Origin of the sequence: Thalassospira sp. MCCC 1A01428 (assembly GCF_002115825.1) — a bacterium.
Classification (GTDB): Bacteria; Pseudomonadota; Alphaproteobacteria; order Rhodospirillales; family Thalassospiraceae; genus Thalassospira.
This window is the reverse complement of sequence record NZ_JFJZ01000004.1, coordinates 175,094-187,066: the sequence shown is the minus strand read 5'-3', so window position 1 is coordinate 187,066 and position 11,973 is coordinate 175,094. Positions and strand designations below refer to the sequence as shown.

Below are 11,973 nucleotides of genomic sequence, written 5' to 3'. Positions count from 1 at the left end.
GCCCCCTCTGTCCTTTGGGGCCAAATGGCCCCTACCTGAGATTGTGCGTTGAACGCCTGCGCGCACAACTTCATCCTTCGGTGGAAAGACGGCCAAATAGCCGGCTTTCGCTCTCCAGAGCCTCAATCCGCAACGGTCCATGTGCCTGAGAGTGTTCGGGGCGAATTGCTCCTTCGGCGCCCGCCGGAACGTTGCCCGGCCGGTCTCTCCCATTGCGGTGCGCGAGGTATCACCGTTTAACGGATTGATCGTACCTGTTTGACCCGAACCTTGTCAAAGAAGCGCTGACGCATTTGCGAAAATTTCATCCGGGGTGGCTGTTCAGGGCCATCTTTCATGATAAGTTACGTCAAGAATTTGCGTCAGATGGCGGAACCCACCGCGCCCGGCGCCGTTTTGACCTATGACTGGATCATCATTTACAGGTTTGTTTACTGGTAATTCAGTCTTTTATCCTAGAAGTGGGGTTATGACAGTGACTGTATCGAACGCCGCAAAGCGTCCCCGTCCGGTGGTGCTATGCATTCTGGATGGTTGGGGCTATCGCGAAGAAAGCGAAAACAATGCCGTCGCACTGGCCAATACGCCGGTGTGGGACGACCTGTATGCCCATAATCCAACCGGTTTCATGATGGCCTGTGGCCTGGATGTTGGCCTGCCCGAAGGGCAAATGGGCAATTCGGAAGTCGGCCACATGAATTTGGGTGCAGGCCGTGTTGTGATGCAGGAACTGCCCAAAATTGACGACGCCGTCAAAACCGGCAGCATTGCCGATACCGATGCCGTTAAAAAAGTTATTTCCAGCCTGAAAAAAAGCGGCGGCGTTTGCCACATTGCCGGGCTTTTGTCCGAAGGCGGGGTACATTCGCATCAGGCGCATATGGCCGCCCTTGCCAAAATCATTGCCGATGCCGGTATCGCCGTTAAAATCCATGCCTATACCGATGGGCGTGATACCCCGCCGCGCAGTGCGGCCGGTTTTTTGAAAAAATTCCGCTCCCTGCTGGGCGATGCCGATGTTGAAATTGCCACCGTTACCGGTCGCTATTATTCGATGGATCGCGATAATCGCTGGGAACGGGTCAGCCAGGCCTATTTCGCGATGGTCGAGGGTAAAAATTACAGCGAAGCCCAAAAAGCAAACACCGCTGAAGATGCCATTGCCAACGCCAATGATGCCGATACCAACGACGAGTTTATTTTGCCCACCGTCATTGGCGATTATGACGGCATGAAAGACGGCGATGGCCTTTTGATGACCAATTTCCGTGCCGACCGTGCGCGCGAAATTCTGGCAGCCCTGTGCGCCCCTGATTTTGACGGATTTGATCGCAAAACGCCGGTCAAATTTGCTGTTCAGGCCGGAATGGTCGAATATTCGTCCAGCCATGCCGCCTATATGGATGCGATCTATCCGCCCAAAACCCTGCCCAACATTTTTGGCGAAGTGGTTTCCAATGCAGGCATGAAACAACTGCGCATTGCCGAAACTGAAAAATACCCGCATGTGTCGTTTTTCTTTAACGGCGGCGAAGAACAGGTTTATCCCGGCGAAGACCGCATTCTGGTGCCCTCGCCCAAAGTTGCGACCTATGATTTGCAACCCGAAATGTCGGCCCCCGAAGTGTGCGCCAAACTGGTTGCCGCGATTGAGGCCGAAACATACGACGCCATCATCGTTAATTTCGCCAACCCCGACATGGTCGGGCATAGCGGCATTTTGTCGGCCGCGATGAAAGCCGCCGAAGCCGTTGATGAATGTGTGGGCAAGGTGGTTGCGGCTGTTCGCAAGGTTGGGGGCGTTATGTTTATTACCGCCGACCATGGCAACTGTGAAACCATGGTTGACCCGGAAAGCGGCGAACCACACACCGCCCATACCCTTAACCCGGTGCCAACCATTCTGGTTAACGGGCCCAAGGGCGTTACCCTGCGCGATGGCCGCCTGGCCGACGTTGCGCCAACATTGTTGCAATTGCTGGGCCTGCCGCAACCGGCGGACATGACTGGCAAAACGCTGATCGAAGGTCTGAAACCCGATGCTGCGCTGCCCCCGGCAAGCTGATATTGGCAAATGGTTGATTGCTCCGGCTCTGGCCGCCTTTATGGTGACCGGTGCCGGAGCATTTTTTCCGTTAGGTGCAGAATCCCTGCGCAAGGTTGACTCACGCCTTGATGCGGTGCAAAGCCAGCTTTCAGAACAAAAAAAGCAGGAAGAATTCCTGTCGCGCAAATCACATGAATTGCTGACCGAAGAACAGGCCCTGCAATCGGAAGAAGTGTCGGTTGCCCGCCGGGTTCAGCAATATGAAAGCGAACTGACCGACATAGAAGACAAGCTGGTCGAACTTGAAAACCGTGAAAAAGACGCCACCACCGCGCTCGAAGACAAGGCCGGGCAATATGCCCGCATTTTAATGGCGCTGGAGCGGTTATCGACCACCCCGCCCGAAGCCCTGATTGCCCTGCCGCGCAGCCCGCAAGACACGTTACGATCCGCCATATTGTTAAAGGCTGCCCTGCCCGGTGTTGAACAGCACGCCAAGGACTTAAAACGGGAACTGGGCGAAATTACCGATTTGCGTAGCACCATTAAAACCCGGCGCAGCGAATTGGGCGATGTAACAGCAAAGCTGCGCGATGAACGCGAAAGCCTGTCGCGGTTGCTAGACGATAAACGCCAGTTACGCCAGGATACCGAGGACGAAGCCCGCGAAGCCGCCCGTGCGGTGCAAAAAATGGCCATGGAAGCCAAAACGCTGGGCGAACTTCTTGCCAGTATTAAAAATCGTGCCGATGGTTTGCCATCACCGCGCGAAAAACCCGACTACGAACTGGTTAAAGATGCCCCCGATAGCGAAATTGATGACGTATTGCCATCATCACCCACCCAAACCGCATCATTGAACACGCCGGCCGGTAATCGTAATACGGCCGCCAAAACCGGCGACGCGGTGAAAGAAGCGGCCGTTGCCAGCTCGATCACCGAGGCACGCGGCCATTTGCGGATGCCTGCGGCTGGCAAAATTGTAACACTTTTTGGTGAACGTAGCGTTCAAAGCGGCCTTCCTGGCGGTGCCCATGCCAAAGGAATCGAGATTGAAACCCGGCCCGAAGCGCAGGTTGTCTCGCCTTTTGATGGCAAAGTGGTGTTCGCCGGGCCGTTCCGGGGCTATGGCAGACTCTTGATTATCGAACACGGCGAAGGATACCATAGTCTTGTTGCGGGTTTTGATCGCCTGGACAGTGTGGTAGGACAATATGTACTGGCGGGTGAACCTGTTGGAACCATGGGCGAAAACAGGCCGAAACTGTATCTCGAAATGCGCCATGACGGCGAAGCGATCAATCCGCTTCCCTGGCTGGCATCACAAAACGGCAAGGTAAGCGGATGAAAAAGTCTCGATTGGTAGTATTTGCACTGGCGGCGGGCCTGAATTTCAGCCTTGCAGTGCCAGCTTTTGCGCAGTCTTCGACCCCCGGTGATACCCCGACGTCATCAGCCGAAACCTATCGGCTTCTCAACCTTTTTGGCGACGTGTTTGAACAGGTCAAAGCCAAATATGTTGAACCGGTCGATGATAAAAAACTGATCGAAGCCGCCATTAACGGCATGCTAACCTCGCTTGACCCGCATTCATCCTATTTGAATATGGATAATTTCAAGGACATGCAGGTTGATACCCGCGGCGAATTTGGCGGGCTGGGCATCGAAGTCACCCAGGAAAACGGCTTTGTAAAAGTTATTTCGCCGATTTTTGATACCCCTGCCGAAAAAGCCGGGATCCAGCCGGGCGATTTTATCACCCATATCGATGGCAAATCGGTGCGCGGCCTGCCGCTTAACGATGCCGTCGACATGATGCGCGGCAAGGTCAATACCGACATCAAACTGACCATTGTGCGCAAGGGCGAACAGGCCCCGTTTGATGTCACGCTGACCCGTGCAGTCATCAAAATCCAGTCGGTGCGCCCGCAGGTTAAAAACGATGTCGGTTATATCCGCATCACGAAATTCAGCGAACAAACCTTTAGCGGCCTGCAACGCGCCATCGAAGACCAGCGCAAGGAAATCGGCCCGAAACTGAAAGGTTTCGTGATCGACCTTCGCAACAATCCCGGTGGCTTGCTTGACCAGGCGATTGCGGTTTCCGATGCCTTTTTAAACGAAGGCGAAATCGTTTCGACCCGTCCGCGTGACACCAAAAACACCGAACGCTATACCGCCAAAGACGGCGACCTTGCCGACAACCTGCCCATTGTTGTTCTGATCAATGACGGGTCGGCATCAGCATCGGAAATTGTGGCTGGTGCCTTGCAGGATCATGGCCGGGCGATCATTATGGGCACGCGCAGCTTTGGCAAAGGGTCGGTACAAACCATTTTGCCGATGCCTGGCAATGTGGCCCTGCGCCTGACCACCGCACGTTATTATACCCCGTCTGGCCGTTCGATTCAGGAAGTCGGCATTGTGCCCGACATTATTGTTCCCCAGTCGAAGGTCGAAACCATCGAAACCGGCCAGCGCCGGTCCGAAGCAGACCTGAATGGTGCCCTGCATAACGAGGATTCAACCACGGTTGACGCCGAAACCAAGGCAGACAAGCTCCGTCAGGACGCCGAAAAAGTAACCGAAGACGATTATCAGCTTGCCCGCGCACTTGATATGATCCGGGGCATTTCGCTTTATGGCAGCTTCAGATCAAAAAGCTGAAAGATCGTGACGGGAACAGGAAGAGACTGACCCGCAGTGATCGGTAAACTGTTCAAATTTCTGCGGCCCCGCCGCAAAACGGAATCCTCTGCAACCGATACGGATGACGATATGTTGTCCGACACGGTGGCGGAGGATGTTCCGTTTACAGAACTGCCCTACGATGAACAGTATCGCCTGTTGCCGTTACGCCCGCCGTCGCGGCGCTGGCGGCTGTCCAAATTTTTGTTACTGGTACTTTGGCTGTTGCCTTTTGGCGTTGCCACACTGGTGGCCCTGCCTATCATCGACCCTGAAACCGGCTGGCGGCTGTTCCATCTTGGCGGTCCAAAGGTAACCGATGCCATCCCCGGCACAGAACGTGAACTGCAAGATGAAATTGCCAAGGGCGTGCTTGATATCGAGGCCCGCAACCGCGCCGAAGACGAAGCACGCCGCAAGGCCGCAGAAACCCAGAATACAGCAAACCCGAATAACGCTGCCCCCGATGCCATGGGGGACCTTCCACCCGGCATTGCCAGTTTAACCGGACAAGGCAATAACGGGGCTGCAAACGGCGAAGACATCGCCCCGGGAGGCCCGTCGCCCGAAGAATTGGCCGCCATGGCGGCAGAGGGTGATTTTGATGAAAAAATCGAAGCCGACCCGCTGCGCCCCGCGCCGATTCCCGGGCTGGATGAAGAAGGCAGTTTTGGCCGGGTGCCGCGCATTGCCGACGATGGCACAACGCCGGCCCAGGCCTATGCCCGGCCCTTTACGCTGGAACCTGAACAGCCCTATGTCGCCGTGATTGTAACCGGACTGGGCCTGAATGCGGACCGCACCACCAAAGCGATTGAGGATTTGCCGTTAAACATTTCTCTGGGCCTGTCACCCTATGCCGATAACCTACCCAAAACATTGGCGCGTGCCCGGCAAATGGGCCACGAAGTGTTTTTACAATTGCCGATGGAACCCGATGACTTCCCGTTATCGGATCCCGGCCCGCGTGCCTTGATGACCAGCCTGCCCGAAGGGGAAAATCTGGTGCGGCTGGAATGGTTACTGGCACGGTTTCCCGGATATGTCGGGGTGGTTGGGCATCTTGGGTCCAAATTTGCCAATCTTGACAGTTCCATTCGCCCGGTTATTGATTTTCTTGATAAAACCGGGCTGATGTATATTGATGGAAGCAATACAGGCATGGTCAGCCTGGCAGCCCAGCTTGCTGCCAATGCTGAAGAAGCCAATGCCATTGTTGATTTTAACATTGATACCGTGCCCAGCCGCCGTGCGATTGATGCCCAGTTAAGCGCACTGACGAACAAGGCAAAAACGGATGGTTTTGCCATTGGCCTTGCCCAGTCCTACCCGGTAACAATTCAGCGGTTGCGCAACTGGGCGCAACGACTGGACCGCCAGGGAGTTAAACTTGCACCGGTTTCTGCCCTTGCCAGCAAACAGGTCAAACCGCAATCGCCACAGGAAGCCGCTGCTGCCCAACGCATGAATGAAACAACTGAAAATGCGAAAAAGGGCAGTTCTTCGCCAAATGCTGACGCCACCGAAGAAACCATCGAGGGTAACTGATCTGCCATGTCCAAAGACCCCGCCAAAAAAACCAAAGCAGACAAGAAAAAAAAATCCAGAAAAATAAAGACGGATTCCCTGCCGCTTCCCCTTGATGCCGGTCAGTCCAGTGACAGCGACGCCCCGGGCAGCGACCTTCCCTATCGGCCCTGTGTTGGCGTTGCCCTGTTTAATGAACGCGGCGATGTCTGGATTGGCAACCGTGTTGGTTTTGAAGGTGCGTGGCAATTGCCACAGGGCGGCATTGACGGCGATGAAACACCCAAGCAGGCCGCCTTGCGCGAATTGATGGAAGAAATTGGCACCGATAACGCCGAAATCATCGCAGAAACCCCGGAATGGCTGACATATGATTTGCCCGAACATCTGATCGGCAAGGCATTTGGTGGCAAGTATCGCGGACAAAAGCAAAAATGGTTTGCCATGCGCTATCGCGGCAAGGACGAGGATTTTGTCATTGCCGGTGACCACCCTGAATTTGACGCCTGGCGCTGGAACGACTTTTTGTCCCTCCCCGACATGATCGTACCGTTTAAACGCCCTGTTTATCAGCAGTTGGTAGAAATTTTCAAAACTGTTCCAGATCAAATCAAACAAGGTGATGATCAGGCATAAGACCAAAAGTCTGCTTGAACGCGGCACACTTTTGGTTACATTTTGCTGTCATTAACACCCTTGGGTTTGGAAAGGTTCTAAAATGGGTATGGATCGCCTGATATTCGGTATATTGAGCATTGCAGTTGGCCTTGGCGGCCTGTTTTATGCCTCAGCCGCACATGATGGATATTCCTATTTTGTCGGGCTGATTATGTTTTTTGGCGCCATCCTGTTTACGTTCGCGCTGATCAACAGTCATTTTGACGACGTTGAAAAAACACATTAAACCCGGCGGACGACCACCTGGCGGGGGAATAACAAAAGGACCGGATTTTGACCAATACACATTGGGATCCAAACCAGTATGGCCTTTTCGGTGACGAACGCCGCCGCCCGGCGACTGACCTGATTGCCCGCCTGCCCAAACCGGCACAGGGGTTTAATCCCGCCAATATTGTCGACCTTGGCTGCGGCCCTGGTACTGTTACCTCGCTTTTGGTTGATGCCTATGCCACCAGCGGCAACAAACCGGTCATTACCGGCGTCGACCATTCGGCTGAAATGCTGGACAAGGCCCGTGCCCATGATGATCGCATCATCTGGCAGCAAAGCGACATTGCATCGTGGGAACCAGATGCCCCGATTGACCTTTTGTTTTCCAATGCGGCCCTGCAATGGGTTCCGGGTCATGCCAGCCTGTTGCCCCGCCTGCTGAATTTTGTAAAACCCGGCGGGCTGGTCGCCATTCAGGTGCCCAACAATTTTCTGGCCCCCAGTCACCAGTTGATCAACGAGGCCGGTGAAAAATGGGAAAAGGACGTGGCCGCAGCACAGGACCAGATTAAAATCATGCGTCCGGGCGATTATTTCGATGTTCTGGCTCCGATTTGCAGCAATGTTGATTTGTGGCAAACCCAATATTGCCACGTCCTTCGCGGTGAAGACCCGGTATTTAACTGGGTATCCTCAACAGCCCTGCGCCCGGTTCTGGCAAACCTGCCAGATGATGATGCCCGTGCCGCCTTTTGCGACCATTATAAAACCCGGCTTAGCCAGGTTTACCCGCCCCGGCCCGATGGCATTACCCTGTTTCCGTTTAACCGCCTGTTCATTGTCGCCAGCAAAGCCTGAATATCGTCGCCACCTTGCGTGACCAAGCCGGTATAGATACTGAACAGCGCCCGGCGATAATGCCACCCGAAAGGGCGAGGAGATGACGATGACGCAAAACCACCTTACGGGATGCTGCCGTTGCGGGCAGGTTCAATTTGAAATCAGCGCACGCCCCTTAATGACAGCCGCCTGCCATTGTGCCGGATGCCAAAGCATGAGCAGCAGCGCGTTTTCGTTAACCGCCATGATCCCGGCTGATGCATTTGCCGTAACCCGCGGCGATCCTGTAATTGGCGGGCTGCATGGGCCACAGCAACATCATTATTTTTGCCCTAACTGCATGACATGGATGTATACCCGCATCGACGGGTTTGATGCATTCGTCAATGTCCGCCCCGCCTTGCTTGAAAGCAACAAGTGGTCAACGCCGTTTATTGAAACAATGACACACAATAAACTTCCCTGGGTGCAAACCCCGGCGCAATATCACTATGACGAATTTCCCCCAATGGAAGACCTGCAACGCCTGATGGATGCGTTTGCCGCAGCCCATGCCTAAAGCATGGTTCTTTTGGGGATAGCCCGGCTTTAAGGCCACAAAAGCAACCCTTGCCCGTCACGGAATTATTACATGTGACACCATTGGCACAGGCTGTTTCACCTGTCATGATCCCGGGTCAGGATTGTAATAAAGCCGACAGGGAATAATGGCTGTCGGCACCCCATCAGCACAGGTATTCAAATGTCAGATATCGTTGCAGCACAGGATGCACAAACACCGACGCCGGGCCGGGTGGTGCAGGATGTTTTTGTTAACCTGTGTGGATACGAAACCCGCATTCGCCAGTGGGGTACGCCCGGTAAACCCGCCATTATTATGGTTCACGGGTTGGCACGGCTATCAACCGACTTTGACATTATTGCCCGGCAACTGGCCGATGATTATTTCATTTTGTGCCCCGACATTCTGGGCCGGGGATATTCCGCCTGGGCACAAACCCCCGAACGTGAATATGTACCGGGCTTTTATGCCGCCCAGATGGTTGAAATGCTGGACCATTTCAACATTAACCAGTGCAGCTGGATTGGCACATCGATGGGCGGCATTATTGGCATGGTGGTTGCCGATATCGCGCCCCGGCGCATTGAACGGTTATTGCTAAACGATATCGGCCCCGAACTGGCACAGGATGCGGTAGACCGGATTAAATCCTATGTCGGGGGGACACCGGAATTTTCCAGCATTACCGAAATAGATGCCATTATGCGCACCATCTATGCCCCGTTCGGCCTGGAAAATGACGCCGAATGGGCGGAACTGGCGATGTATTCGGCCCGGCGCCTGCCCAAAGGCAAATTTGCCATGCATTACGATCCGCGTGTGATGGAAGTTTTTCGCGACCAGATCGACGAATATGATGGTTGGGACATGTTTAATCGTCTGGCGTGCCCGATCACATTATTTAGCGGCGCACAATCGGACCTGGTGCCGGCAGCAATTGTAAAAAAAATGCAGAATGCAAAACCGGAAATGCACCTGCTTAGTCTGGAAAGCTGTGGTCATGCACCTTATCTGAACACTATGGACCAGATCGAATCGGTTAAAATATTCTTAAAAAGCTGACGTAATCACAAAAAAACCATTTTGCCCTGCAAACTGGAACCATATAAAAAGCCGGAAAACCGGCAGGGAATGGTTGCTATGCAATAAGTCCACTGGCGTTTTGCGCCGAAATGATCATATTGCCGCGGCCTGACACGCAAACAAAAAAACCGCATCCCGTCGCCAAACGCTGGTCGACCCAAAGATGCAAAATTTTTTCTTTCGGGGGCGTCCTTTTGGTGCCTGCAAACGTTCAGGTAAGTGACTGCCGGTTTACCGGAGTCGCAAGCTGGACCATGCAGAAAACACCATTGTATTTGACACGGGAATGACGGAAATGACGACGCGGCAATTTTTAACAGCAGGCATGATAGGCGGCATTGCAATGCTTTGCGCCACATACCCGCTTGTTGCCAGCGCCCAGCAAGCTGTTAGCGAAACTGAAATGCCGGCTTTGGCCCCCCGGACATCCCCCGAACCAAAAATTTCAAGCTATCTGGTGCAGGGTATTTTGCCCGCCCCTGGCCGTGCCGGTTTTGACAATTATTTCAGCACGGCGCCCAGCCGCCATCATGGCGCTGTTCTAACCCTGCCGGGACGTTCAACCAACAATGCCGATAATGATCAAACCGGTTTAATGTGGCTTGAAGCCAACAGCAACCAGAGCGCCGGTAAAGGTGTATCGGCCCAGTTTGGCATCGGGTATTCCCCCAACCGTAATGTCGGTTTTGCCTTTGGCCCGGTTGTTGAACTAAACGGGTCGCTGGGCAATCATATCGGGGCATCGGCAAGCGACGACGAAGATTACCTGGTCACCCCGACAATGCGAAATGACAACGGCATTGCCAGTGCCGGTTTCAACAATGAAACAGGAACAGACAGTGCCGGGCTTGCTGCCAGTCTGTCCTATATGCCGTTCGAGGATTTGTGGGTTGGTATCCATGGCCGTCTGACCAGCGACCTTACACCGTCATCCGGCAGCAGCACGACCGACCGCTTTGATGCCATGTTGGGCCTGACGGCGGGCTATCGGCTGCAATTTTAAGCCATAAGTCATCAATTTTCATTAAAATCGGGGTCTGGCATGGCTGATCTCTTGCCAGTGCGGCAACGAGGCTTCATGTTGCCCCTGTAAGCGTTTTTAATGCGACTCGCAAAGGCAGGGCAAAATACCCGTCTTTGATTTTGATATGATGGCAAGCCCTGGAAAATAAATGACCGTGTCCCCTTCGCCCTTTTCCGGTTCTTCTGAAGATCCGTTTCTCGCTTGCAAGGAACTGGCTGCGGCCAAAAACGCCAATCTGTATCGGGCAGCAATGCGCCTGAACCCGGCACGACAAAGGTTTTTTCTGGCGGCTTACGCGTCGATGCGGGTGATTGACGATATTGTCGATGACGGATTTTTGGAAAAATCCGACGCCGAACGCGACAATCTGCGCGACGACACCTTCGATATTATTGACCGCTGGCAAGACCAGATCGAAGCCGCCAAAGTCATGGCTGACAACCCGTGGCCCGACGTTGGCCCCCTGCCCGGACCGGTATATGACGCACTGACCCTGACATTGGGTGAAAGCGATTTGTCGGTAGACCCCTGGGTAAAACTGGCTGAAGCGCTTCGCAAGGATGTCGCCGAAGATCCGCTGGATGAATGGGACGACTTTATTGCCTATTGCGAAGGGGCCACTGCCGCCCCGGCATCGATTTTCGTTTATTTGCTTTCGGCCCGTTATGATGACGAAATCGGTTATGTGTCCAACCTGACGGCGTCGCCGCTGTATCATGCACGTGATATGGCAATTTTTTGCTATGTCATTCACATCCTGCGCGACCTGCCGATTGATGTTAAAGGCCCGGACCGGCTGGTGACCATTCCCGGTGAAATGTTACTGGCAGCCGATATCAGCATTGGCGAAATTCGCAACGCAATCGGCCAGCAAAACTATGACGCGCTAAACGTTCTAGGCACTTTCATGCTGGAAAAGGCATGGGAACATTTTGAAACCGGGCAAGCCCGCAGTGCCGAACTTCTCGCTATTCTGGACCCGGAAGAAACCGATACATTATCGCGCCTGTTTAGTGTCTATATCGAACTTGCGGCCATGATGGACGCGGGTTATGGCGACTTTCTGGCCGACCGAGTTGCCATTATTGACACCACGGCAGACAAAAGCCTGCCAGACCAAAGTGCGCGGGAACGTGCCCTCAAAACGGCATCAGACAAAGATACCCCCCATGGCAATGGCAATGCCAACCAGTCCCCGCCAAAAGACAATTCTGAATCCGGATCAGGCGGCAACAGCACCGCTTCGTAGGTGCGGGCCAAACGTCGCTTTCTCATAAAATGACGGCCCGCGAAAAACTGTTTTATCAACAA

At 53.9% G+C, this 11,973-nt stretch carries 11 protein-coding genes and 1 riboswitch; all 11 genes read left to right on the top strand.

The window, feature by feature from the left end:
- Positions 1–123: 123 nt before the first annotated feature.
- Positions 124–222: riboswitch (glycine riboswitch) on the bottom strand.
- A 247-nt stretch (positions 223–469) separates the two neighbouring features.
- The 11 genes from gpmI (at position 470) to THS27_RS05230 (ending at position 11,911) form a co-directional block, all read left to right on the top strand.
- Positions 470–2,065 (top strand): 2,3-bisphosphoglycerate-independent phosphoglycerate mutase, encoded by a 1,596-nt coding sequence (gpmI, locus tag THS27_RS05280; RefSeq protein ID WP_085588579.1) that lies wholly within the window; start codon positions 470–472, stop codon positions 2,063–2,065.
- On the top strand, positions 2,040–3,395 hold the full coding sequence (locus THS27_RS05275; RefSeq protein ID WP_085588577.1) for a murein hydrolase activator EnvC: 1,356 nt from the start codon (positions 2,040–2,042) through the stop codon (positions 3,393–3,395). Before gpmI ends, THS27_RS05275 begins: the two co-directional genes overlap by 26 nt.
- Positions 3,392–4,714, top strand: coding sequence for a S41 family peptidase (locus tag THS27_RS05270; RefSeq protein ID WP_085588575.1), 1,323 nt, complete (start codon positions 3,392–3,394; stop codon positions 4,712–4,714). The genes THS27_RS05275 and THS27_RS05270 overlap by 4 nt, the downstream gene beginning before the upstream one ends.
- 111 nt (positions 4,715–4,825) lie before the next feature.
- A complete protein-coding gene (locus tag THS27_RS05265; protein WP_085588774.1) occupies positions 4,826–6,283 on the top strand; it encodes a divergent polysaccharide deacetylase family protein in 1,458 nt (485 codons plus the stop codon).
- 6 nt (positions 6,284–6,289) lie between these two features.
- Entirely contained in the window at positions 6,290–6,898 is a 609-nt protein-coding gene (locus THS27_RS05260) for an RNA pyrophosphohydrolase (RefSeq protein ID WP_085588573.1), read from the top strand.
- Between the two features lie 82 nt (positions 6,899–6,980).
- Positions 6,981–7,166, top strand: coding sequence for a hypothetical protein (locus tag THS27_RS05255; protein ID WP_085588570.1), 186 nt, complete (start codon positions 6,981–6,983; stop codon positions 7,164–7,166).
- A 47-nt stretch (positions 7,167–7,213) separates the two neighbouring features.
- On the top strand, positions 7,214–8,011 hold the full coding sequence (locus tag THS27_RS05250; protein ID WP_085588568.1) for a methyltransferase domain-containing protein: 798 nt from the start codon (positions 7,214–7,216) through the stop codon (positions 8,009–8,011).
- Between the two features lie 82 nt (positions 8,012–8,093).
- A complete protein-coding gene (locus THS27_RS05245) occupies positions 8,094–8,552 on the top strand; it encodes a GFA family protein (RefSeq protein WP_210402824.1) in 459 nt (152 codons plus the stop codon).
- A 183-nt stretch (positions 8,553–8,735) separates the two neighbouring features.
- Positions 8,736–9,617, top strand: coding sequence for an alpha/beta fold hydrolase (locus THS27_RS05240; RefSeq protein ID WP_085588566.1), 882 nt, complete (start codon positions 8,736–8,738; stop codon positions 9,615–9,617).
- A gap of 316 nt (positions 9,618–9,933) precedes the next feature.
- Positions 9,934–10,641, top strand: a complete 708-nt coding sequence (locus THS27_RS05235) for a hypothetical protein (protein WP_085588564.1) — start codon at positions 9,934–9,936, stop codon at positions 10,639–10,641.
- Between the two features lie 169 nt (positions 10,642–10,810).
- Positions 10,811–11,911 (top strand): squalene/phytoene synthase family protein, encoded by a 1,101-nt coding sequence (locus THS27_RS05230; RefSeq protein WP_085588562.1) that lies wholly within the window; start codon positions 10,811–10,813, stop codon positions 11,909–11,911.
- The last annotated feature ends 62 nt before the right edge of the window (positions 11,912–11,973 follow it).

Bases quoted from the DNA above. Each gene is read 5' to 3' on its own strand.
- gpmI (WP_085588579.1), top strand. From the start codon at position 470: ATGACAGTGACTGTATCGAACGCCGCAAAGCGTCCCCGTCCGGTGGTG.
- THS27_RS05275 (WP_085588577.1), top strand. From the start codon at position 2,040: ATGCTGCGCTGCCCCCGGCAAGCTGATATTGGCAAATGGTTGATTGCT.
- THS27_RS05270 (WP_085588575.1), top strand. From the start codon at position 3,392: ATGAAAAAGTCTCGATTGGTAGTATTTGCACTGGCGGCGGGCCTGAAT.
- THS27_RS05265 (WP_085588774.1), top strand. From the start codon at position 4,826: ATGTTGTCCGACACGGTGGCGGAGGATGTTCCGTTTACAGAACTGCCC.
- THS27_RS05260 (WP_085588573.1), top strand. From the start codon at position 6,290: ATGTCCAAAGACCCCGCCAAAAAAACCAAAGCAGACAAGAAAAAAAAA.
- THS27_RS05255 (WP_085588570.1), top strand. From the start codon at position 6,981: ATGGGTATGGATCGCCTGATATTCGGTATATTGAGCATTGCAGTTGGC.
- THS27_RS05245 (WP_210402824.1), top strand. From the start codon at position 8,094: ATGACGATGACGCAAAACCACCTTACGGGATGCTGCCGTTGCGGGCAG.
- THS27_RS05240 (WP_085588566.1), top strand. From the start codon at position 8,736: ATGTCAGATATCGTTGCAGCACAGGATGCACAAACACCGACGCCGGGC.
- THS27_RS05235 (WP_085588564.1), top strand. From the start codon at position 9,934: ATGACGACGCGGCAATTTTTAACAGCAGGCATGATAGGCGGCATTGCA.
- THS27_RS05230 (WP_085588562.1), top strand. From the start codon at position 10,811: ATGACCGTGTCCCCTTCGCCCTTTTCCGGTTCTTCTGAAGATCCGTTT.